This is a genomic window from Mycobacterium sp. E802 (genome assembly GCF_001666875.1).
Lineage (GTDB): Bacteria > Actinomycetota > Actinomycetes > Mycobacteriales > Mycobacteriaceae > Mycobacterium.
In genome coordinates this window covers 1-21,831 of the sequence record NZ_LZJD01000046.1, presented here as the reverse complement: position 1 = coordinate 21,831, position 21,831 = coordinate 1, and the positions used below count along the sequence as shown (strand labels likewise).

General features: G+C 64.9%; 20 protein-coding genes and 1 tRNA gene. 7 read left to right on the top strand and 14 right to left on the bottom strand.

Going from position 1 to position 21,831, the window contains the following annotated elements; translation table 11 throughout:
• Positions 1-74 precede the first annotated feature (74 nt).
• The 6 genes from pdhA to A5699_RS06485 form a co-directional block, all read right to left on the bottom strand.
• The gene (pdhA, locus tag A5699_RS06510) at positions 75-1,178 is read right to left on the bottom strand and encodes a pyruvate dehydrogenase (acetyl-transferring) E1 component subunit alpha (protein WP_067767136.1); all 1,104 of its coding nucleotides are present in this window, start codon (positions 1,176-1,178) and stop codon (positions 75-77) included.
• A 98-nt stretch (positions 1,179-1,276) separates the two neighbouring features.
• Complete coding sequence (locus tag A5699_RS06505) at positions 1,277-2,089, bottom strand: CoA ester lyase (protein WP_067767127.1); 813 nt, start codon at positions 2,087-2,089, stop codon at positions 1,277-1,279.
• The gene (locus A5699_RS06500) at positions 2,090-2,596 is read right to left on the bottom strand and encodes a MaoC family dehydratase (protein ID WP_067767124.1); all 507 of its coding nucleotides are present in this window, start codon (positions 2,594-2,596) and stop codon (positions 2,090-2,092) included.
• Positions 2,593-3,756, bottom strand: a complete 1,164-nt coding sequence (locus A5699_RS06495) for an acyl-CoA dehydrogenase family protein (protein WP_067767121.1) — start codon at positions 3,754-3,756, stop codon at positions 2,593-2,595. Before A5699_RS06495 ends, A5699_RS06500 begins: the two co-directional genes overlap by 4 nt.
• Complete coding sequence (locus A5699_RS06490; RefSeq protein ID WP_369806668.1) at positions 3,753-5,753, bottom strand: acetyl-CoA carboxylase biotin carboxylase subunit; 2,001 nt, start codon at positions 5,751-5,753, stop codon at positions 3,753-3,755. The genes A5699_RS06495 and A5699_RS06490 overlap by 4 nt, the downstream gene beginning before the upstream one ends.
• 17 nt (positions 5,754-5,770) lie before the next feature.
• Positions 5,771-7,324 carry a carboxyl transferase domain-containing protein gene (locus A5699_RS06485; RefSeq protein ID WP_067767118.1) on the bottom strand — a complete coding sequence of 518 codons (1,554 nt, stop codon included), beginning with the start codon at positions 7,322-7,324 and terminating at the stop codon, positions 5,771-5,773.
• A 70-nt stretch (positions 7,325-7,394) separates the two neighbouring features.
• On the opposite strand from A5699_RS06485, the gene A5699_RS06480 reads away from it, so the two are divergent.
• Positions 7,395-7,991: a TetR/AcrR family transcriptional regulator gene (locus A5699_RS06480; RefSeq protein WP_067767115.1), complete on the top strand. Its 597-nt coding sequence runs from the start codon at positions 7,395-7,397 to the stop codon at positions 7,989-7,991.
• Here the strand turns inward: A5699_RS06480 and A5699_RS06475 are convergent.
• Positions 7,988-9,871: a S9 family peptidase gene (locus A5699_RS06475; RefSeq protein ID WP_067767112.1), complete on the bottom strand. Its 1,884-nt coding sequence runs from the start codon at positions 9,869-9,871 to the stop codon at positions 7,988-7,990. The genes A5699_RS06480 and A5699_RS06475 overlap by 4 nt on opposite strands.
• A gap of 97 nt (positions 9,872-9,968) precedes the next feature.
• Between A5699_RS06475 and A5699_RS28990 the strand changes: the two genes are divergently transcribed.
• The gene (locus A5699_RS28990) at positions 9,969-10,712 is read left to right on the top strand and encodes an MmpS family transport accessory protein (protein ID WP_067767453.1); all 744 of its coding nucleotides are present in this window, start codon (positions 9,969-9,971) and stop codon (positions 10,710-10,712) included.
• On the opposite strand, the gene A5699_RS06465 is transcribed toward A5699_RS28990, so the two are convergent.
• Positions 10,687-11,991 (bottom strand): MFS transporter, encoded by a 1,305-nt coding sequence (locus A5699_RS06465; protein ID WP_157561117.1) that lies wholly within the window; start codon positions 11,989-11,991, stop codon positions 10,687-10,689. The genes A5699_RS28990 and A5699_RS06465 overlap by 26 nt on opposite strands.
• A 43-nt stretch (positions 11,992-12,034) precedes the next feature.
• Between A5699_RS06465 and cmrA the strand changes: the two genes are divergently transcribed.
• Positions 12,035-12,841, top strand: a complete 807-nt coding sequence (gene cmrA, locus A5699_RS06460; protein WP_067767109.1) for a mycolate reductase — start codon at positions 12,035-12,037, stop codon at positions 12,839-12,841.
• 111 nt (positions 12,842-12,952) lie between these two features.
• Here the strand turns inward: cmrA and A5699_RS06455 are convergent, their stop codons facing one another.
• Positions 12,953-14,527: a helicase HerA-like domain-containing protein gene (locus A5699_RS06455; protein ID WP_067767106.1), complete on the bottom strand. Its 1,575-nt coding sequence runs from the start codon at positions 14,525-14,527 to the stop codon at positions 12,953-12,955.
• Between the two features lie 130 nt (positions 14,528-14,657).
• Here A5699_RS06455 and orn point away from each other — a divergent pair, with 130 nt between their 5' ends.
• The 3 genes from orn to A5699_RS06440 all read left to right on the top strand — a co-directional run bounded on the left by orn (position 14,658) and on the right by A5699_RS06440 (position 15,787).
• The gene (orn, locus tag A5699_RS06450) at positions 14,658-15,305 is read left to right on the top strand and encodes an oligoribonuclease (protein ID WP_067767450.1); all 648 of its coding nucleotides are present in this window, start codon (positions 14,658-14,660) and stop codon (positions 15,303-15,305) included.
• Positions 15,306-15,345: 40 nt separating this feature from the next.
• A tRNA-His gene (locus A5699_RS06445) sits at positions 15,346-15,418 on the top strand.
• Between the two features lie 132 nt (positions 15,419-15,550).
• Positions 15,551-15,787, top strand: coding sequence for a helix-turn-helix transcriptional regulator (locus A5699_RS06440; protein ID WP_067767103.1), 237 nt, complete (start codon positions 15,551-15,553; stop codon positions 15,785-15,787).
• A gap of 678 nt (positions 15,788-16,465) precedes the next feature.
• On the opposite strand, the gene A5699_RS06430 is transcribed toward A5699_RS06440, so the two are convergent.
• The 4 genes from A5699_RS06430 to A5699_RS06415 all read right to left on the bottom strand — a co-directional run bounded on the left by A5699_RS06430 (position 16,466) and on the right by A5699_RS06415 (position 20,750).
• Complete coding sequence (locus A5699_RS06430; protein ID WP_067767097.1) at positions 16,466-17,293, bottom strand: phage major capsid protein; 828 nt, start codon at positions 17,291-17,293, stop codon at positions 16,466-16,468.
• A 106-nt stretch (positions 17,294-17,399) separates the two neighbouring features.
• Positions 17,400-17,843 (bottom strand): hypothetical protein, encoded by a 444-nt coding sequence (locus tag A5699_RS06425; protein WP_067767094.1) that lies wholly within the window; start codon positions 17,841-17,843, stop codon positions 17,400-17,402.
• On the bottom strand, positions 17,840-19,255 hold the full coding sequence (locus A5699_RS06420; RefSeq protein ID WP_067767091.1) for a phage portal protein: 1,416 nt from the start codon (positions 19,253-19,255) through the stop codon (positions 17,840-17,842). The genes A5699_RS06425 and A5699_RS06420 overlap by 4 nt, the downstream gene beginning before the upstream one ends.
• Positions 19,256-19,274: 19 nt before the next feature.
• A complete protein-coding gene (locus tag A5699_RS06415) occupies positions 19,275-20,750 on the bottom strand; it encodes a terminase large subunit domain-containing protein (protein WP_067767088.1) in 1,476 nt (491 codons plus the stop codon).
• Positions 20,751-20,764: 14 nt separating this feature from the next.
• Here A5699_RS06415 and A5699_RS28985 point away from each other — a divergent pair, with 14 nt between their 5' ends.
• Positions 20,765-21,340, top strand: a complete 576-nt coding sequence (locus tag A5699_RS28985; protein ID WP_157561116.1) for a hypothetical protein — start codon at positions 20,765-20,767, stop codon at positions 21,338-21,340.
• Between the two features lie 208 nt (positions 21,341-21,548).
• On the opposite strand, the gene A5699_RS28390 is transcribed toward A5699_RS28985, so the two are convergent.
• Positions 21,549-21,831, bottom strand: a 283-nt coding sequence (locus A5699_RS28390; protein WP_231965615.1) for a hypothetical protein, incomplete at its 5' end; no start/stop codon positions are given.

The window sequence follows — 21,831 nt, the reverse complement described above, 5'->3', positions numbered from 1 at the left end:
GGTGAAGTCAGGCTCCCACGGCTCGGGCGAATCACCTTGAGCGGCAGGACGATCGATGATCAGTGTCACAGGTCTCACGCCTCCTTCGCCAGTTCGGCCAACAACTGATCACGTTGGCGGGCCAGATCAGGGGTGATCTCGGCATACACGGAGTCGAAAAGCTCGGTCGGATCGGCGTCGGGCGCCCCGACGATGGTGTCGCGCAACTCGCTACACAACCGGCGGGCCCGCGCGGCGACGCGTTGCTCCAGCCGCTCGTCGAGCACGCCGAGGGTGTGCAGGTACGTGCGATACCGGGCGATCGGGTCGCGACGTAGCCACTCCTCGACCTCGTCGGCCGCCCGGTAACGAGTCGGGTCGTCGGACGTGGTGTGCGGACCCATCCGGTAGGTGATCGCCTCGATGAGCGTCGGGCCGCCACCGGCGCGGGCGCGTTCGGCGGCTTCGGCCATCACCGCGTAACAGGCCAGGACATCGTTGCCGTCGACGCGAATGCCGGGCATGCCGTAGCCGATCGCGCGGTGTGCGATCGAGGGCCCGGCCTGCTGCTTGTGCACCGGCACCGAGATCGCCCACTGGTTGTTCTGGACGAAGAACACACACGGCGCGGCGAACACCGCGGCCAGGTTCAGCGCCTCGTGCGCGTCGCCCTCGCTGGTGGCGCCGTCACCGAGGAACGCCACGGTCACGGAATCCTCGTCGAGGCGTTGGGCCGCCATGGCCGCACCCACCGCGTGGAGGCCGTGGGTGCCGATCGGGATCGAGATCGGCGCGACGCACTTGGCGGTGAAATCCTGCCCGCCGTGCCACTTGCCCCGCCACACCGTGCCCATCTGGGCCGGGGTGATGCCGCGCAGTAGAAACGCGCCGATCTCCCGATACTGCGGGAACAACCAGTCAGTTTTGCGCAGGCAGGCCGTCGCGCCGACCTGCGCGGCCTCCTGACCTCGACACGAGGCGTACAGCGCCAGCTCACCCTGACGCTGCAGATTGACGAACTCGGTGTCCAGTTCGCGGGTGACGACCATGGACTCGTAGAGCCAGCCCAACGTCTCGTCGGGCAGATCGCGGCGGTACCGCGTCTCGTCGGTGGGTGATCCGTCGGCATCGACCAGACGCACCGGATCGAGATCGACGCTCGGTACCTCGGTAACCGGCGCCGCATATGACTCAGCCATACCGCCTCCTTCTCGGGTGGCGGCATGTTGCGCCGCCAGTCCATGAGGTGCTCAGCGCAGCGGCGGCACGTGCAAAACCCCTGGTGAGAGGCCTCCGGCTAGGTGCCTGGGTGTGGCGCTAGCTGGACGATCCGCTCGGCCCGTCGCAGCACTGGGGCATCCACCATTATGCCCTCGAACGCGAAAGCACCACGCTGATCCGCCGCGGCGGCCAACACGTGTCGTGCCCACTGCACCTGCTCGTCCGAGGGTGCATAGCCGTCCCGGATCACCGCGACTTGAGTGGGATGCAGGGCCACCTTGATGTCGAAACCGACCGCTACGGCGTCGTCGACCTCGCGGCGCAGGCCGTCGAGGTCCTTGATGTCGATGTACACCGAATCGAGCGCGAGCTTGCCGTAGGCCTTCGCAGCCAACAGCGACTGCGACCGGACATGCTGGGCGACCTCGCGGTAGCTGCCGTCGGGGTAGCGGTTGGCGGTGCCACCGAGGAACCCGAACAGATCCTCGGCGCCCCAGAACACGCCGACGGTGTTGGCCGCCGCCGCGCACTCGGCGATCTTGAGCGCACCCAACGGACTCTCCACGATGAACACCACCTCCAGCGGCGCCAGGGCGGTGATCTGTTCGGCCGATTCGCATTTGGGCAGCATCACGGTCGTGTACGCGGTGCGTTGCAGCGCTTCGAGGTCCAGCTTCTGCTCCGCGGTGTCACCCGGGTTGATCCGGATGACGGTGCGGTTGGGGTCGAGCGGGGTGTTGACGATCGCTTCGCGCGCCGCGGGCTTGTCCCCGGCCCCGTCCTCCAAATCCAGGATGACGATATCGGCTGCCGCGGCGGCCTTTTCGAACCGTTCCGGTCGGTCGGCCGGGCAGAAGATCCAGGCCGGGCCGGCGTTGTCCAAGGGCACTTAGTTCTCCTCGCTGGGCTTCTTGCGCATCATCGCCTTGCGGGTGGCGGTGGCGACGACGTCACCGTGCTGGTTGCGTCCGGTGTGCACGAACGTCACGATCCCCTCGCCGGGGCGGCTCTTGGATTCGCGCTTCTCAGTGACGACGGTTTCGGCGTACAGCGTGTCGCCGTGGAACATCGGCTTGGGGAACGCGATATCGGAGAAGCCGAGATTGCCCACGGTGGTGCCCTGGGTCATCTGGGTGACCGAAAGGCCGACCAGGGTGGCCAGGGTGAACATCGAATTGACCAGACGGGCGTTGAACGGCGGCTGCTCGTCCGACCAAGCGGCGTCGAGGTGCAGTGCCTGGGTGTTCATGGTGACGGTGGTGAACAGCACGTTGTCGGCCTCGGTGATGGTCCGGCCGGGGGCGTGCACGTAGCGCACGCCGGGCTCCAGTTCCTCGTACCACAACCCGCGCTGGCGGATGACTTTCTCGGCCCCCTCTCCCCCGGACGCGCTCACAGGCCTGCCTCCCGCGCGATCAGCATCAGCTGCACTTCCGTTGTCCCCTCACCGATTTCGAGAATCTTGCTGTCCCGGTAATGACGTGCCACCGGGTACTCGTTCATGAATCCGTAGCCACCGAAGATCTGGGTGGCATCGCGGGCGTTGTCCATGGCGGCCTCGCTGGAGACCAGCTTGGCCACCGACGCGGCCTTCTTGAACGGCTTGCCGGACAGCATCAAGGCCGCCGCGTCGTAGTAGGCGGCGCGGGCGGTGTGGGCTCGGGCCTCCATCCGGGCGATCTTGAAGGCGATCGCCTGGTAGGTGCCGATCGCTGCGCCGAATGCCTGACGTTCCTTGGCGTACTTGACACATTCGTCGACACAGCCCTGAGCCACCCCGACGGACAGCGCGGCGATGGCGATGCGGCCCTCGTCGAGGATGCGCAGGAAGTTGGCGTAGCCGCGGCCCCGCTCGCCGAGCAGGTTCTCGGCCGGCACGCGGACGTCGTCGAAGCTCAGCGGGTGGGTGTCCGAGGCGTTCCAGCCGACCTTGTTGTACGCCGGCTCGGCGGTGAAGCCCTCGGTGGGCACCGGCACCAGGATCGAGGAGATCTCTTTCTTGCCACCGTCGCGTTCCCCGGTCACCGCCGTGACGGTGACGAGTTTGGTGATGTCGGTGCCGGAGTTGGTGATGAACTGCTTGGAGCCGTTGATCACCCAAGTGTCGCCGTCGAGTTTCGCGGTGGTCTTGGTGGCCCCGGCGTCGCTGCCGCCGCCGGCCTCGGTCAGGCCGAACGCGCCCAGTGCCTTACCGGAAGCCAGCAGCGGCAACCATTCCTGCTTCTGCGCATCGTTGCCGAAGCGGTAGACCGGCATCGCACCCAGCGAGACCCCGGCCTCCAGCGTGATGGCCACGCTCTGGTCGACCTTGCCGAGCTCTTCCAGGGCCAGGCACAGGGCGAAGTAGTCGCCGCCCATGCCGCCGTACTCCTCGGGGAACGGCAGACCGAACAGTCCCATGTCGGCCATCCCGGAGACGACCTCGTACGGAAACGAATGTTCCTCGTCGTGTTTGGCCGCCACCGGGGCCACCACACTCTGGGCGAAATCGCGGACGGTCTTGGCCAGCTCCGCATAGTGGTCCGGCAGGGTGCCGGTCGACAAGAAGTCACTCATGATTGCTCGTTCTCCTGTGTTGCAGCGGTAATCCGGGCCAGCGGCTGACCCACCTTGACCTGGTCGCCGACGGCGACGAGTAGTTCGGCCACACCCTCGGTGGGTGCGGTCAGGGCATGCTCCATCTTCATGGCCTCGACGGTGACCACCATCGTCCCGGCGGACACCTGCGCGCCGTTCTCCACACCCACGGCGACAACGGATCCGGGCATCGGGCTGACGAGTTCGGCGTCGCCGCTGTGCGCGTCCTCGGGGCGCACCGGCGCCTCTCGGACCTCCTCGATGACGAAGCTTCGCCCGCCACCGGCGAGCCAGAGCTGCCCGACCCAGCCACTGAGTTGCGTGGCGACCCGATACTCGGTACGCAGGCCGTCGAGGGTGACGGTGAACTGGCCGTCGACGAAAGCGGCGCTCACGGTGTGGGTTTCACCGTTCTCGACCGTGGCGGTGGCCTGCCCCGGGGTACCGGCGAGATACACGTGGTCGGTGCGATCGTCGGCCCGCAGCCGGAAGGCGGCCGGGGCACGTTCGCCGACCCGCCAGCCGGTCGGCCGGGCCCACAGGTCATCGCCGGCTTGGGACCAGTCGTTGATCCACTGGTAGGCCGCTGCGGCGATCAGCTCGGCATCGCCGAGGGCTTCCGGGGCGAAATCCGGTGCGCGACGGTCCAACAGGCCGGTGTCCAACCGGCCCGCCGCCACGTCGGGGTCGGCCAACAGGAATCGAAGGAACTCGGTGTTGGTGGTCAGGCCCAGTACCGCGGTGTCAGCCAACGCACGGTCCAGCGTGTGCAACGCGGCAGTCCGATCGGAGCCGTGGGCGATGACCTTCGAGAGCATCGGGTCGTAGTCGCTGCCGACCACGGTTCCGGCGGCCAGACCCGAATCGACCCGCACCCCCGGTCCCGACGGCTCCCGCAGCCCGAGCACCGGTCCGCCGGTGGGCAGGAAGCCGTTGGCCGGGTCCTCCGCGTACACCCGAGCTTCCACGGCGTGCCCGGTCATCACGATGTCGTCCTGAGCGAAGGCCAGCTTCTCACCGGCCGCGATCCGGATCTGCTGCTCCACCAGGTCGACTCCGGTGACCATTTCGGTCACCGGGTGTTCGACCTGCAGTCGGGTGTTCATCTCCATGAAGAAGAACTCGTCCGGCGCATCGGCGGACACGATGAACTCCACCGTGCCGGCACCGGTGTAATCGACACTACGCGCGGTGTCACATGCGGCCGCACCGATGCGCGCGCGGGTGGCCGGATCCAGCAGCGGCGAGGGAGCCTCCTCGATCACCTTCTGATGGCGGCGCTGCAAGCTGCACTCCCGCTCCCCCAGATGGATCACGTTGCCGTGCCCGTCGGCGAGCACCTGCACCTCGATATGCCGGGGCCGCAACACGAATCGTTCCAGGAACAACGTGTCGTCACCGAACGCCGCCGCGGCCTCACGCCGAGCACTCGCCAGTGCGGCCGGGAGATCGGCAGCCTGTTCGACCACCCGCATACCCTTGCCGCCACCGCCTGCCGACGGCTTGACCAGCACCGGGAACCCGACCTCGGGCGCCCCTGCGATCAGGTCCTCGTCGGTCAGGCCCGGACGCGAGATGCCCGGCACCACAGGAACACCGAACGCTGAGACTGCAGCCTTGGCCGCGATCTTGTCGCCCATGGTGGCGATCGCGGAGGCGGGCGGCCCGATGAACACGATGCCCGCGGACTGCAGGGCCGCAGCGAACTCGGCGTTCTCGGAAAGGAATCCGTAGCCGGGATGCACCGCCTGGGCCCCGGTGCGCTGCGCTGCCGAGACGACAGCGTCGATGTTCAAGTAACTCTGTCGCGCCGCGGCGGGCCCCAGGCGGACCGCCACATCGGCTTCGGTGACGTGCCGGGCCTGCGCGTCGGCGTCGCTGAACACCGCCACCGACCGGATACCCATGGCCCGCAGGGTGCGGATGACCCGCACCGCGATTTCGCCACGATTGGCGACGAGGACTGTGTGGAACAACGAGGTTGAAGTCATCATCACATCCGGAAAACGCCGTAGGAGACCGGCTCCAGCGGAGCCCGGCCGACAACCGAAAGGGCAAGGCCGAGCACAGTTCTGGTGTCCGCGGGGTCGATCACCCCGTCGTCCCAGAGCCGGGCGGTCGAGTAGTACGGGTTGCCCTGGTGCTCGTACTGGGCGCGGATCGGCGCCTTGAACTGTTCTTCCTCGTCGGCGCTCATGTCGCCGCGCACGGTGGCCAGCACCGACGCCGCCTGTTCACCACCCATCACGGAGATACGCGCGTTCGGCCACATCCACAGGAAGCGCGGGGAATACGCCCGCCCGCACATCGAGTAGTTGCCCGCCCCGTAGGAGCCGCCGATCACCACGGTCAACTTCGGCACCCGGGCGCAGGCCACCGCGGTGACCATCTTGGCGCCGTGCTTGGCAATACCGGAGGCCTCGTAGTCGCGGCCGACCATGAACCCGGCGATGTTCTGCAGGAACAGCAACGGGACCTTGCGTTTGTCGCACAGCTCGATGAAATGTGCTCCCTTGAGCGCAGATTCGCCGAACAGCACGCCGTTGTTGGCGACGATGCCGACCGGATGACCGTGGATGCGGGCGAACCCGGTGACCAGCGTGGTGCCGTACTCGGCTTTGAACTCGTTGAACTCGCCGCCGTCGACGATGCGGGTGATCACCTCGTGCACGTCGTAGGGCACGCGGGCATCGACCGGGACCACGTCGTAGAGCTCGGTCTGATCGGCCACGGCGTCCACGGTGGGCGCCACCGCCCACGGCGGCGCGTCGGCCGGCCCCAGGGTGGCCACGATGTTGCGCACGATCCGCAAGGCGTCGCGGTCGTCATGGGCCAGGTGGTCGGTGACGCCGGAGGTCTTGGAGTGCAGGTCTCCGCCGCCGAGTTCCTCGGCGGTGACCACCTCACCGGTGGCGGCCTTGACCAGCGGCGGGCCGCCCAGGAAGATCGTGCCCTGGTTACGCACGATGACGGCCTCGTCGCTCATCGCGGGCACATAGGCCCCGCCGGCGGTGCACGAGCCGAGCACCGCGGCGATCTGCGCGACGCCTTGTGCGCTCATCGTGGCCTGGTTGTAGAAGATCCGGCCGAAGTGCTCGCGGTCGGGGAAGACCTCGTCCTGACGCGGCAGGAACGCGCCGCCGGAATCGACCAGGTAGATGCAGGGCAGCTTGTTCTGCAGCGCGATCTCCTGGGCGCGCAGGTGCTTCTTGACCGTGATCGGGTAGTACGTGCCGCCCTTGACCGTGGCGTCATTGGCCACGATCAGGCACTCCCGGCCCGACACCCGGCCGATGCCGGTGATCATTCCGGCGCCGGGACATTCGTCGTCGTACATCCCGTCGGCCGCCAATGCGGCGATCTCCAAAAACGGGCTGCCCGAGTCCAGCAGGCCGTCGACGCGATCTCGGGGAAGCAGCTTGCCCCGATTGACGTGGCGTTGGCGGGCCCGTTCCGGGCCGCCGAGTGCGGCGGTGGCGAGCTTGGTGCGCAGTTGCTCGACCAGCGCCAGGTGCTCGTCGCGGTGCGATGACAAGGCAGCTCCCATTTCGGTTAATGACAACTAACTCGTGATAGGTTAGTTTTCATTAACTGAGTTGTCTACCCCCGGAGGCGCCATGTCCGAGCGCGCCGTCACCCGTCGCAGTCGCGCCAAGTCCGATCGTCGCGACCAGTTGATCGCCGCCGCCGAACGGCTCATGGCTGAGCGCGGCTATCTCGCGGTGCGACTGGAGGACATCGGCGCGGCCGTCGGTATCAGCGGGCCGGCCATCTACCGGCACTTCCCCAACAAGGAAGCGCTGTTGGTCGAACTGCTGGTGGGCATCAGTACCCGGCTGCTCGCCGGGGCACAGGAAGTGACCGCCACAATCGACGAGCCCGCGGAGTCACTGGACAGCCTGGTGGACTTCCACCTCGACTTCGTCTTCGGCGAATCCGACCTGATCCGCATCCAGGATCGCGATCTGGCGCATCTGCCCGACACCGCCAGGCGACAGGTGCGCCGGGCTCAGCGGCAGTACGTGGAGATCTGGGTGACGGTGCTGACACGGCTGCACCCGGAGCTGGCCGAAGAGGATGCCCGGGTGATGGCCCACGCCGCGTTCGGATTGCTGAACTCCACCCCGTACAGCGTGAGACCAGCTGTGTCCAAGGCGCATTCGCGCGCCGTGTTGCGCCGTATGACGCTGGCGGCGCTGACCGCGGCCGGCTAGACGCCGAACGCCTTGGACAGCCAGCGGGTCGCGGTGTCGACCAGCACCGCACGGTTTTCCCGCTTGACGATCTCGTGCCCGTCATCGTCGAAGATCAACAGTTCGACGGTGCGTCCCAGTGCCACCAGCGCGTCGTACATCTGCCGGGATTCGTCGGGCAACACGTTGGTGTCGTTGCCGCCGTGCACCAGAAGCAGCGGAGCGATGATCTTGTCCGCCTTCGGCAACGGCGAAAGTCGTTCCAGCAGATCCCGATCCGCCACCGGGTGGCCGTATTCGGGATAGGAGGCCGCCGCGATCCACGGTTCGGTGGTGCGGTAGAAGGTGTTCAGATCGCTCATCCCGCAGATACTGATGCCGGCCACGAACAGCTCCGGGTGGAACGCCAGCACCGCCTGGGTCAGGTAACCGCCGTAAGACCAACCGGTGCAGGCCAACTTGTCGGCGGGGGCGATACCGCGGTCGACCAGATAGCGCGCACAGTCGGCGACGTCATCGATTGCGGCGAACCGCAATTCCTTGTCGTCGGCGTGCACGAACGCCCGGCCGAATCCGCCCGAGCCGCGCACGTTCGGAGTCAACACCGCGAATCCGGCGTCCAGCAGCGCCGGGAAGATCTCGTTGTATTCGGGACGTGCCTGCCCCTCGGGGCCGCCGTGCAGAAACATCACCGCACCGACCGTTTCGGTCTGCGGCCGATACAGCCACGCGGTGAGCTCGAGGCCGTCCCGCGCGGAGATCCGTTCCAGCGTCGGTGCCTCGGTGAGCGGTCCGCGGCTCGGTTCCCGGTCGATCCGCTCCCACTCCAGCGACCGCGGATCGACGAGTTCGACGGTGCGCGGCAACGACGGCCCCTGCACGGTGACGGCCACCATGGATCCGCCGGCGCTGATACTCAGCTCTCCGGCCACCGGCCCGGGCAGGGGTATCGGCGCCGACAGGGTCTCATCGAAGTATTCCAGAATCTGTAACTCACTGCGGCCGTTGATGTTCCACAGCAGCGCGACGGTGGACAGGTCGTCACTGACCACGAACTCGTCGAGGTCATAGCCCGGACGTTCGGCCACCACGTGATAGGACACGCCCTCGGCGGTGACGGTCACCTCGAGCAGACGGGCGTAGCCGGCGCCGTTGTCACTGCGGATCAACGCCCGCACAAAGCCTTCCGTGCTGTCCGGGCCGTAGGTGCTGGCCGGATGGTACAAGCCGGTCTCCCCGTCGATGCCGCTGCGCAACCGGCGTGGCGTGTGATCGTCGAGGATCACTCCGAAATCGGTGACCGAGCCGGGATCGGCCGGCAACAGCGCGATTTCGGTGTGCCCCCACAGCAGGATGAGTTCGTGGTAGCCGCGGGGGCCGACACGGACCAGCGAGGCACCTGCCCAGGCGTCGACCAACCGGCCGCCGGAACGACGGTCGAGCACCACGGTGTCCCCGGTGGCCGGATCGATCAGGCAGGAACTACCGACGCCGTCCTCACCGGTGAGGATCGCCGCCACCTGGGTGCCGTCCCACCCGATCAGCTCCGCGGTGCCCTCGCCGACCTCGGCCGGCCAGTAATCGATCCGGCGCGCATCGCGGTCGTCGGGGTCGGTGGTCACCACCCAGATCTGGCTACGGGTGCCGCCTTCCGGGGCCACCTGGCACGCCAGCCAGTGCCCATCGGCCGAGTGGATGACCTTCGTCACGGGCCCGATGACGGGCAGTTCCACATCACGCGAGGAGCTGGCCCGCCACCCGCGCAGGAACCGCTGCACCGCGCGCGGGTATCCCCCGTCGTCGACCAGGTGGGCAAATGCCGTCGCATCCGGGGACAACGACGCGCCGTAGTTCACCCGCACGTGTTGATCTGCGACCACCTCGCGCCCTCCTGTCTTCATTCGCCGAGCACCCACCATCTTCCCGCCACCGCACGGGTGACCTCGGTCTCGGCACACTGAGCATCCGCACAGGTACCCTCGCAGCCATGAGGTGGGCATGACCGATTCACCACGCCGCGACGGGTCTGACCCGACCCAACCGTTCGGTAGCGGCTCTCCCGTTGACTATCCAGATCCGGCGTATGCGAACCAGCCGCCGTATCAGGGTGCGTACCCGAATCCCACCCAGCAGCTGCCGTCCTACCCTCCCTACGGGTACGACGCAGGCGCAACCGGTCAGTACGGAGCCGGTTCGCCGCCGCCGAGCGCCCCCACCCCTACCGAGCCCGACGGCCATGAGCCCCGGCTGTGGCTGTGGATCCTGGCCGCCATCGCGATCCTGGTCCTGGTGGGTCTGGTCGTCGCGCTCGTGATCACCAACGGTTCCCGTCAAGAGACGGTGGTCGCACCACCGCAACCGATCACTCCCGCGCCCGGCTTCAGCACGTCGCCGACGACACCCACCACGACCTCACGGGCACCCCGCCCGATCCCCGCACCGACCATCGCGCCGCCGACGACCACCGCAACCGGTCCGACGGAGACCGTCACCTACGAGGTCACCGGTGAGGGCCGGGCCATCAACATCACGTACCTGGACACGGGCAACATGCTGCAGACCGAGTTCAACGTCCCGCTGCCCTGGACCAAGCAGGTGGAGTTGGCTCAACCGGCGACCGAAACGGCCAGCGTCAGCGTGGTCAACTTCGGCCCCGAGGTGGCCTGCACGGTGACCGTCAACGGGGTCCAGACCCAGCACCGCACCGGTTCGGGCATCACGATCTGCGTGGGGACACGCTGAGCCGCGCGGGCACCCGCACCGCCAGCATCCCGGCCAACCCCAGCACCATCACCAGACACAGTCCGCCCATGCCGGCCCGGTCGGTGCCGAACAGATCGATGAAGGTGAAGAACAGCCACGGCGCCAGGAATGACGCCGCGCGACCGACGGTCGTGTAGAGCCCGAAGGCCACGCCCTCCTTGCCGTCGGCGGTCAGCCTCAGCATCAAGGTGCGCGCCGAGGACAGCGTCGGGCCGATGAACAGGCACAGCAGCAGCCCGCACACCCAGAAGGCCACCGGACCGGACAGGGCCAGCAGGGACAACCCGACCACGATCAGGCTGACCAGCGATCCGACGATGACAGGTTTGGATCCCAGCCGGTCATCGAGCTGCCCGCCGACCACGGCGCCCACCGCGGCGATCACACACGCACTCATGCCGAACAGCAACACGTCCGCCTCGGAGATGCCATAGACGTTGACGCCCAGCACAGCGCCGAACGCGAACACTCCGGCCAGACCGTCGCGGAACACCGCGCTCGCCAACAGGTAGTAGACGACGTTGTGGTCACGGCGCCACTCGCCGCGGATCTCGGCCCACAGTCGTCGGTAGGCACCGAACAGGCCGACGCGTTCGGTCGGGCCGGTGGCGGTCACCTTCGGTACAACGATGAACACCGGCAGCGCGAACAACATGAACCAGACCGCGGTCAGCAGCATCACCGCCCGCACGTTCTGCCCGTCTGCCGCCGGGATGCCCAGCAGACCGCGGGTCTCCCCGTCACCGGCGATGAACCCCACATAGGCCACAAGCAGCAACACGACGCTGCCCGCGTAGCCCAGGGCCAGGCCGAGCCCGGAGATGCGTCCGGAGGTTTCCGGCGTCGACAACTGCCGCAGCATGGCGTTATAGGGCACCGTGGCCAGCTCGTTGCACGCCGCTGTGCAGGCCAGCAAGATCAGGCCGGGCAATAGATAGCGGTGGTCGTCGTGGATCAGGCTCATCGCCGATGTCAGCGCCACGGCCGCCCCGGTCATCACCGCGAGCACCCGACGGCGTCGCTCCGGGGCGTCCACCCAGATACCGGTAACCGGGGCCAGGACGGCCACGGCGAGTCCGGCGACGGTCATCGCGCGGCCCAACCAGCTGGCCGGGGTGGTGTCCCCAGGAAGATCAGAGCCGACCGCGCCGGTCAGATAAACCGAGAACACAAAGGTGACGGCGATTGCGTTGAGGCCCGTCGCACCGCAGTCCCACAACGCCCACGCGAGCACCCTCGCCCGCCCGGGGTTAGTCATGACCGACACCCTATGGGTTTTGGCTCCTTCTAGGATTGGCGCCATGCCCGTACCCGCACCCAGTCCGGATGCCCGTGCCGTCGTCACCGGCGCCTCACAGAACATCGGTGAGGCGCTGGCCACCGAGCTCGCCGCCCGCGGCCATCACCTGATCATCACCGCCCGGCGGGAGGACGTGCTGACGTCCCTGGCGCAGCGGCTCACCGAGCGCTACGGCGTGACCGTGGAGGTGCGTGCCGTCGACCTCACCGACCCGGCGGCCCGCGACGGCCTGTGCGACGAACTGGCCCAGCGCGAGATCTCGATCCTGTGCGCCAACGCAGGCACCGCGACCTTCGGGCCGGTGATCGACCTGGATCCCGCCGGCGAGAAGGCCCAGGTGCAGCTCAACGTGCTCGGCGTGCACGACCTGGTCCTGGCGGTCCTGCCGGGCATGGTCAAGCGCGGCTCCGGCGGCATCCTGATCTCGGGATCGGCGGCCGGCAACTCCCCCATCCCCAACAACGCCACCTACGCCGCGTCCAAGGCCTTCGCCAACACATTCAGCGAGTCGCTGCGCGGCGAGCTCAAGGGCGCCGGCGTACACGTCACCGTGTTGGCGCCGGGCCCGGTGCGCACCGAGCTGCCCGACGCGGCCGAGCAGTCACTCGTCGAGCGGCTGATCCCCGACTTCCTGTGGATCTCAACGGAATACACCGCCAAGCTGTCGTTGGACGCCTTGGAGAAGAACAAGATGCGGGTGGTACCGGGGGTGACCTCCAAGGCCATGTCGATGGCCAGCGGCTACGCCCCACGGGCGATCGTCACCCCGATCGTCGGCGCGGTCTACAAGAAGCTCGGCGGCGGCTAGTTTTCGCCTGTCTTCACGCCGATTTCTACCTCTGGGTTGTTGATCGGCTCAGATCACGACCCCTGGGTAGAAATCGGCGCGAGCTTTAGCGGCTGTAGCCCGATTCGCCGCTCAGCGGCGGCGGCGCCCCGTGCCGAAAATACTTCGGGTGATCTCCCGGCCAATCACCGTGCCCGCCGAGCGCATCGCACTCTTGAACGCCGAGCTCTTGAGCACCTGCTCGAGCACGCCCGGTTCTTGGGGCTGCACCGGGGCGGGCATCGGTTCGATGTCGCCGGACGCCTCGACCCCGGCGAAGCCACCCGGATCCTCGGGCGAGGGCGGCGGGGCCAGCTTGGCGGCCAGCCGCTCGTATGCCGAATCCCGGTCGACCGTCTGGCCATAGGTGGCCTGCAGCGGGCTGGCCTTCGCGGCCGCGGTGATCTCCTCGGGCCCGATGGTGTCCATCAACGACCGCGGGGCGCGCATCCGAGTCCACGCCACCGGCGTCGGCGCCCCCGTCTCCGAGAGCACCGTGACGATCGCCTCGCCGATCCCCAACGACGTCAACGCCTTCTCCAGGTCGTAGACATCGGTCTTCGGGTAGGTGCGAACCGTCTTCGACAGCGCCTTCTGGTCATCGGGAGTGAAGGCGCGCAACGCGTGCTGCACCCGGGCGCCCAGTTGGGACAACACGTCATTGGGTACATCGGTGGGCAGTTGGGTGCAGAAGAACACGCCGACGCCTTTGGACCGGATCAGCTTGACGGTCTGCTCGACCTGCTCCAGGAACGCCTTGGACGCGTCGTTGAACAGCAGATGCGCCTCATCGAAGATGAAGACCAACTTGGGCTTGTCGACGTCGCCGACCTCGGGCAGCGTCGTGAACAGATCGGCCAGCACCCACATCAAGAACGTCGAGAACATCACCGGCCGGGCAGCCTGAGCGCCCAACTCCAACAGGGTGATGATGCCGCGACCCTGCGGATCCGTGCGCAGCAGGTCCTTGGGCTCCAGTTCGGGCTCACCGAAGAACGAGTCGGCCCCCTCGGCCTCCAAATTGACCAGGGCCCGCAGGATGACACCGGCAGTCGTCGTCGACACCGCACCCAAAGCCTTGAGTTCGGGCTTGCCCTCGTCGCTGGTGAGGAACTGGATCACCGAGCGCAGATCCTTGATGTCCAGCAGGGGCAGCCCCTTCTGATCGGCCCAATGGAAGATCAGGCCGAGGGTCGACTCCTGAGTGGTGTTGAGCCCCAAGACTTTCGACAGCAGGATCGGACCGAAGCTGGTGATAGTGGCGCGCACCGGAACCCCGACGCCCTCGGTGCCCAACGACAGGAACTCCACGGGGAACGCCGTCGGCGTCCAGGCATCGCCGGTGTCCTTGCCGCGCTGGTCGACCTTGTCGTTGGTCTCCCCCGGCTTGGCCAACCCGGACAGGTCGCCTTTGACGTCGGCCATCATCACCGGAACGCCGGCTGCCGACAGCTGCTCGGCGATCACCTGCAGCGTCTTCGTCTTACCGGTACCGGTGGCACCGGCGATCAGCCCGTGCCGGTTGACCGTGGCCAACGGGATGCGCACCTGGGCGGCCGGGTCGACGACGCCGTCCACCAGGACCGTTCCCAATTCCAGCGCCTGGCCTTCGACGGCGTAGCCGGCAGCGATCTGCTGCGCAGGGGTGGCTGTCGATTCCGTGGTCATGCGGCGGTCCTCCCGGCCAGGTACGAAGTGTGCGCGAACGAGCCAATCGGGCTCTGACACTACTTGCCGGACGCCACGCTCGGTGGGTGTGGCGGTTCTACCGCAAGCTATGGGAATACTGTGGATCTTTGTGCGAGACGAACTGGTATGGATCGACTGCGAGATGACCGGCCTGGACCTGAAGTCCGATCGCCTGATCGAGATCGCGGTTCTGGTCACCGACGCTGACCTGAACATCCTCGGCGACGGCCTTGACGTGGTGATTCACGCTGACGACGCGGCGTTGTCGTCGATGGTCGATGTGGTCAAACAGATGCACGCCCGATCCGGCCTGACCGAGGAGGTGCGGCGGTCCACCGTCGACCTCGCCACCGCCGAAGAGATGGTGCTCGATTACATCCGCGGCCACGTCAAGCAGGCCAAGGCCGCTCCCCTGGCCGGCAACTCGATTGCCACCGACCGCGGCTTCATCGCCCGCGACATGCCGAAACTGGACGACTACCTGCACTACCGGATGATCGACGTCAGCTCGATCAAGGAACTGTGCCGGCGCTGGTACCCACGCATCTACTTCGGTCAGCCCGAGAAGGGCCTCGCACACCGCGCGCTGGCCGACATCCACGAGTCGATCCGCGAACTCAAGTACTACCGCTCGACCGCGTTCGTTGCCCAGCCCGGGCCGTCTACCAGCGATATCGCCGCTGTCGCCGCCGAGCTCGGGCCGCCCAAGGACGACGCGCCCGAAACCGATTCGGCAGTAGGACACCCGAGCAGTTAGTATCTACGAGCCGCATACGCCGAAAGGCAGCGCGGCGATGGTGGCTGTAGTTCAGTTGGTAGAGCACCAGGTTGTGATCCTGGCTGTCGCGGGTTCGAGTCCCGTCAGCCACCCCGCAGGTGGGAGAGGGTTTTTGACTCTCCCACCTTTTGCATTTCGGTGGGCTTTGCACCCTTAGCGCACCCTTGCAGACGTACACGGCATGTACTCGCGGACCCGACCGCAGCGCGGTAGCTTCTGCGCCCATGACGACGACGTACCAGATTCGATGGATTCCTCAAGCTGTCGAGAACCTTCTCCACAACCACGACATCCAGACCCGCAACGAGCTTGCGAAGGTGCTCGGCGTCGGTAGGTCCACGGTCTATGACGCGTTCGACGACGACTGGTCGGGTAACGCGTCTATCAAGGTGCTCGCAGCGATGGCCGGTCATTTTCGGGTGCCGTTGGCCCGTCTGGTCACTGAGCCGGGACGACGGTAAGGAGCTTCGGCGCGGTCGGCCCGGAGCGTTCCTTTCACTCCGGGCCGAACCTTGGTCGCGTGTTCATACAGTGGGAAAGAAATAGGAGAAAACCCACCACGCGGCCCGCCTGCGTACTCCACATCTTCGTTAAGCCGGTTTCGTTCCGTCCGTTCAACGTCCAATAACTCGATCCTCAAGTCGCCCTGTGTATCTCAGTTAGTTGGACCTGCCGAGACAAGACCCGTCCCGGCAGGTTGTGGCAGGTACAACCCCAAGCGCTCGCGGGAGTTGACACAAGGTTGCCCTTGCCACTGCCGCGCAGTTCCTAAGCTGCGCGACCACACCCGTAGCAAGCCGGGTGCAAACCCATTGGCTACCGGGCGCGTTCCCGGTAGCGGTTCAAAACGTAAAGCTCAGCCGTCGACCAGTCGCCGTATCCGGCCCGGTACGACACGCTGAACGGTCCCATGCTGTGTTCTGACGTGATCTGCGACGTATCCGTGAGCAGTCGAGCGGACGCGGTAAGGATCACAGCCCGCACGTCATCGTGCGGGTTCCCATCTGTGCCCCAACCGCGACCACGGGTGTAACTCTTGGCGTGAGCCGAGACAATCGTTATGACTGCCTCGGCCTGGCCCGCGTCGAGCTGCTGACCGGTAAACGCCGATAGATCACTCACTGTCGGCGCTGCCACGATTAGGCCGCGTCGAACAATCGCACGTTGGCCTGCGGGTGCCGGAATGCGAACCCGACGCGGGCGATACCGCGCACGTCCTGCCCGTCCTGGCGCGGCACGTCGAACCGCTTAACCTCGGTGCCCTTGCGGAGAACCGTCGTGGTCCGCGTCGAGTCGATACCCCAAGCGAACGTAGCGGCGTCCACGTTCGGGTCAGTAAGAACCTGAATACCGGCCACCTGCAAACCGTCAGCGACCAGCTCAAGCAGCGGTTCATTGCTACCGGTGGCCTTCTTAAGCTTCGACAGTGCCTCAGCCGTGGCCGGGGCCATCACCCAACGATCAATGTTCGCGCCGACGCTCTTAGCCTTGAAAATCGCTGCGATGAACGGATCAAGATTTGTAATGCTCGCGCCGGTATCGACCGTCTGATACGTGGTGCTCAGCAGGCCGTCAGGCACCTTAGCGTTAGAGCTACCGTCGCCCAGAAATGCAACGTCAATACTGGTAGCGATCTGATTAGCAATACCGCTGGCGATGGCCTCCGCAATCGCAGGGTCGGTATCCTCAACAGCTTCATTCGATACGGTAGTAATGCCACCAACCTTAGACGGACTACAAATCACTTCACCGGTAGAGCCGTCCGTAGGCGTAATTTCCTCAAGTTCAGCCAGCCATGAGACAGCGGGATCACTCACCCATAGCGGGAACTGAACCTTAACCTTGTCGGTCGTAAAAAGCGTGGTAGCCAAGAAAGCAGTGCTCTTAGCCTGAATCGCCTTATTGAGCATTTCCCCGAACGCTGCCGGGGCGAAACTGTCAGCAATGTTTGAATGCTGCGTAGCCATATGTAGTTGTCCTATTCAATTTTGAAATATTCAGTTATTTCCCGTCACCGGGACGGGCTAGAAATTGCGCACCGGGCGCAAAAGGCTATTGCGCGTCAAGCGCACGTTATTTGGTGAACAAATCCGCCCAGCTCAGAGCCGCCCTACCGTCGCCACGCGGACCCTGGCCAGCATCACCCGTCGCCTTACGCGCCTTAAGGTACGGCTTAGCAGTCGTTAGATTTTCGATTGCAGCGCTTAGCTTTTCGTCGTCTTCCAAGTGCTTCGGGTCGAACGGTAGCGCGTCGGGGTCGACCAGCGTGCCGTTAGCCGCAACGAGGGCGGCGTGCAACCTGCGCGCGAGCTTGTCGGCCCGTTCCTCGGCGGCTTTAGCCTTAGTCCGGTGGTCGGCGTTCTCTTTACGCAAGCCTTCTACATATTCACGCGTAAAGGTGTCTGATTGCGTTTCTGAGCCGCCGGTGCCATCATCTGCACCCGGTGCGCTAGCCGATGCTTTTTCGTCCGTTTCCGTCGATTCTGTGGGCACCTGGCCCGTTTCAACGTCACTCATGCTGCGTCCTCTGTAATTTCATTGACCGCCTTACAGAACTGCGCATTATTCGAAAACTGCGAGTTGTATTCCATAAGGCCGTGGTCTGCCTTGGCGTAAGCCTCTTGCTGCTGTTCGTCAAACAGCTCTTTAACGTTCTGTGCGATCTCATCCTCGGACAGGCCCATACGGCGCAGAATTGCGGTTCGACTGAATAGCTGGCCGCCCCCGAACAACTTCTGAGCCGCGTCAGCTTCCTGCGAAACGGAACGGGTTGCCGGGTCATTCCAGCGGGCACGCACATTCACGTCAGCCGGGTCGATACCGTCACGGATAGCCACGGCAAGCCGCATTACCTGCTCCCATGACTGCCCGAATGCCGATTGCTTAGCAGATGCCTTAGCCGTTAACCCGGCTTCGCTGGCCCGTAGCGCGTCGGCGCTGGTCGGGTTCGCGTGAAGAACGCCGAGATAATGCGGTGGTAGACAACTAATCGCGGCAATCTCGGACAGGATCACGTCTACCGCTGTCCGGTAACCGGCCAGGTCCGCGCCGGGAAGCTGCCCAAACTTGGCGTTGTCGCCGTCCGCAATCATCATGCGGTCGGATTCAGGGAACGGGTTAACCGTCTCCATGACCGGGTTGCCCTCGCCGTCGAGCACCGGGTTTCCGTCCGCGTCGAGCTTCGGAACCTCGACCAGATCAATGCCAGTGGCCCAGCGGCGTGGACGCGCGCCGTACTCCGACGACACCATGAGGTCAGCAGTCAACTTGCTCAGCATGTCGACCAAACCCGTCAGATCGGCAACCTCCGACACACCGTCATCTAGCGGCAAGTCCGCGTTGCGGAACGCAACGATGGGCACCTGGCCCAACGGATTGTCCAGCGTCTCCACAAGTGTCAGCGCCGACGCCGCCGCGCCAGCCTGCGATGCTCGATAACGCTCGATCCGGTCGGGCAGGTACAGAACCGCGTGAGTTTCCTTCTTAACGGTGTCAACCCAACGCTTCACCGCCGCAACGGTTTCCCGGCTACCGGGATCAATCTGCGTAGCGACCTCACGGCACGACTCGACCGCGATACGCGGGCTGCCGTCCGGGTTCGACCACACCGACACATAGCCCGCACCGGTTAGCAGCGCCTCGCGGTGAACAAGCGCGCTCCGCTGGTCAAGATCATTGGCTAGCCACAACGGCCACACGTCAGCGCCGCTAAACCCGGTCAGCCGGAGCCGTTCGGCAATGGAGTTAATCGCCAGCCGCACGTAGTTCACGGCCACACGCGGGAAGCGCTCACCGAGCGCCGATTGAACCTCCGGGGCCACAAACGTCAGCTCACGATCACCCCGGTAATAGTTGTTAAGCCGCAAGATGTTGCCTTGCGGCGAGCCGAGCGCCTTTAGCAGCTCTGCTAGCTGATTCTGTAGAGACATATTCAGTTGTGCGTTCTTTCTACGCCGCGAAGGACCATGCCTTGCGTCGTGGTTTCTGTTGTGCGGCAAGCCAAGTAGCCCGACTGTGGGCCATCATCAAGCTTGTGCAGAGGTCGATTTTCCGAGCGTGACGGGGACGACCCGCCTTAGCGATACGCAAGCCGCCGTTATCGGTTTCCAGCACCGTTGCCGCAAGCACATGCCGCCTAAGGTCCGGGTCACCAGACTGCGTAAACCTGCCATTTACCCCAGCGCTGTGCAGGTCTGTCGTCGCTGCGGTCTGCCGCGCTGGCGACTGCCGGAACTCCACCATTGGCAAACCCTCGGATTCGAGCGCCTGCGCCGAGCGGGTCCACAGGTACGGATCGAAAGCGACCTCTTTAACGCGATAGCGCTTAGCGGCGTCCCTGATGGCCTGTTCTACGTCGAACACCGGCACCCGCCAAGAGTCATCGCCTGGCGGTTTCTCCCACACGCCGAGCTTGTCAAAGTGCGGCACCTTAGCGACGGACCCGACAACTAGCGCCGTGGCATCGTTGTTGAGGCTGCCGTCCAGGGCAATAACCACGTCTGCACCGTCCGGGATCGGTCCCTGGCTCAGCAACCCGTCCCACGTATCCGCGTCGAACAGCGCGTTTTCCAGCGCGCCCACGAACTGACACAGCCGCGCGCGCCTAAAGTGCGCCTCGGTCATCTTCGGCGGCAACAAAGCCCGCAGAGCGTCACGGTGTAAGAAGTCACCAAGCGCGGGATTCGCTAACTCCCAACAGTGTTCACACGACGGTGGGTGATCCTCGAATCCTGCCGCCGAGTGCTCCACGTAAACCTGTGAAGTGTCGTCGTGGTTCTCAAGATCGTACGCACGTAGCCGAGCTAGAACGCTGTCATCGTTCGGCCCCGGCGTGCCGATTCCGATAAGCGTCGAGCGTTCCCGCTTACCTTGCGCGAGCGCTACGACCTCCCACGTTTCCGGGTTCACCCGCCCGCACTCATCAACGATTGCCAGCGTGTAATCCAGACCCTCTAGGGCTGCCGGTGACGCCGGCAGGCACGCAAATGATGCGCCACGGCCCGGAACTTCCAGCCGATCCTTGAACACCTGTACCCGGCTCTCGAGGTCCGGGTTCAGTTCGACCATGCGCTTAGCGATGCCGAACACAATCCCGGCCTGTCGTTCATCGACGGCGGCAACGATCACGGTCGCGCCTTCTCCGCCCGTCATCAGCTCGTACAGGCCAAGCGCGGCGACAAGCGAACTCTTACCCTGGCCGCGCGGCAGACACCACCCGGCAATGCGTGGCTGCGGGTCCGCGTCGAGCACGCTGCCAACAAGGTCTCGCTGCCACGGACGCAACCGCAACGGCTTACCCGCTCCGGTGCCCTTAGGTACCCGGATGAATTTTTCGCAGAACGCGGCAAACCGCGCTGAGCCGTTCGACCGTGGCCGAAACGGCAACACACTGTCATCGACGGCCCGTTTAGGGCCAGCACGCATATATCCTCCGATCCATGACGTGGGCATCCACCCTTTTACAGTCCCTATCTCAAGCTGCAGGTGTTGCCGGACTATTATTGGGAATCTACAATTACAGGCTGTCAAGGAGAAATTCGGTAATCGCCCGCCAAAGCGAATTGCGAAAAGAGCTACACGTACACCTACGCTCAGTTGACGAGGCTCTCGTCGAAGTCAAGAATCCCCTACTCGTGTCGAATGTGGAATCTGTAGAAGACAAGCTGTCCGCGCTATCCATCGCAGTGACGGAAATTAGCAATATTGAAAATTCTCTCATCTCACCCTCGCCGGATCGCCTCCGAATCATGAGGCGAGAAGTCGAGATACTATTAGATGCATACAAACGATTGGCTCTATCGTCCGAGGGTACGTATCCAAATTCCTCTTCCGAGAGGAAGAAGGTTCTAGATTTAGGGTTTCAAGCTGGCTTCGACGCTTCCATCGCGGTGCGAGAATTACGAACCGCCCTCGCGCAAATTGATACCGGCTCCGACGACGCATACAAGCTTTACAGTGCGAAAGGATATAGCTGGCGGGACAGACCAAAATACGACTGGCGGCGCGACTTTTAGAGCAAAAGAGTAATCACCCCTGTGTTGGCTGACCGAGGTGAGCGACGACGCTTAGCGGGGTTACCCGCCACCCTTAGCGTTTCCGCTGGTCAGAGCCTCGCAGTCGGGCACCTTAGCCGGCTGTTGACTGGCCTTAGCGCGCTGCGTAAGTCATATGCCTAGTGTTGCTTAGCTGCTGGTCAGAGGACTTGTGCGCGTAATTACGTGCTCAGAGTCTCGGCCAAAGGTTGTAACCAATGGCCGGATCATTCGCTCTGGTCTCGCGTATCAGCTTCGCTTCCATTGCGCGGACTTCTGCGTCAGTGGCTGTGTCCGATTCCCACAGGATTGTTTTGCGTGCGGTGTAGTCGTTGGCGTGTTCGCCAAGGTCGGCGGCGATTTGCGCCTTTGCGCTTGGGCTGCCGAAGTAGCTCACCCGAGTTGGGTCATTTGCCTTAGTGCCTTGATTTCTCGGATGCCAGCGCGTCGAGAATGGTTTTGACCTCGACGTT

Coding starts and splice junctions, on each gene's coding strand:
- A5699_RS28990 (WP_067767453.1), top strand. CDS start 9,969: ATGACCGATTCACCACGCCGCGACGGGTCTGACCCGACCCAACCGTTC.
- A5699_RS06495 (WP_067767121.1), bottom strand. CDS start 3,756: ATGAGTGACTTCTTGTCGACCGGCACCCTGCCGGACCACTATGCGGAG.
- A5699_RS06465 (WP_157561117.1), bottom strand. CDS start 11,991: ATGACTAACCCCGGGCGGGCGAGGGTGCTCGCGTGGGCGTTGTGGGAC.
- cmrA (WP_067767109.1), top strand. CDS start 12,035: ATGCCCGTACCCGCACCCAGTCCGGATGCCCGTGCCGTCGTCACCGGC.
- A5699_RS06480 (WP_067767115.1), top strand. CDS start 7,395: ATGTCCGAGCGCGCCGTCACCCGTCGCAGTCGCGCCAAGTCCGATCGT.
- A5699_RS06415 (WP_067767088.1), bottom strand. CDS start 20,750: ATGCGTGCTGGCCCTAAACGGGCCGTCGATGACAGTGTGTTGCCGTTT.
- A5699_RS06485 (WP_067767118.1), bottom strand. CDS start 7,324: ATGGGAGCTGCCTTGTCATCGCACCGCGACGAGCACCTGGCGCTGGTC.
- A5699_RS06475 (WP_067767112.1), bottom strand. CDS start 9,871: ATGAAGACAGGAGGGCGCGAGGTGGTCGCAGATCAACACGTGCGGGTG.
- A5699_RS06430 (WP_067767097.1), bottom strand. CDS start 17,293: ATGGCTACGCAGCATTCAAACATTGCTGACAGTTTCGCCCCGGCAGCG.
- A5699_RS06455 (WP_067767106.1), bottom strand. CDS start 14,527: ATGACCACGGAATCGACAGCCACCCCTGCGCAGCAGATCGCTGCCGGC.
- A5699_RS06425 (WP_067767094.1), bottom strand. CDS start 17,843: ATGAGTGACGTTGAAACGGGCCAGGTGCCCACAGAATCGACGGAAACG.
- A5699_RS28985 (WP_157561116.1), top strand. CDS start 20,765: ATGACGTGGGCATCCACCCTTTTACAGTCCCTATCTCAAGCTGCAGGT.
- A5699_RS06440 (WP_067767103.1), top strand. CDS start 15,551: ATGACGACGACGTACCAGATTCGATGGATTCCTCAAGCTGTCGAGAAC.
- A5699_RS06420 (WP_067767091.1), bottom strand. CDS start 19,255: ATGTCTCTACAGAATCAGCTAGCAGAGCTGCTAAAGGCGCTCGGCTCG.
- pdhA (WP_067767136.1), bottom strand. CDS start 1,178: ATGGCTGAGTCATATGCGGCGCCGGTTACCGAGGTACCGAGCGTCGAT.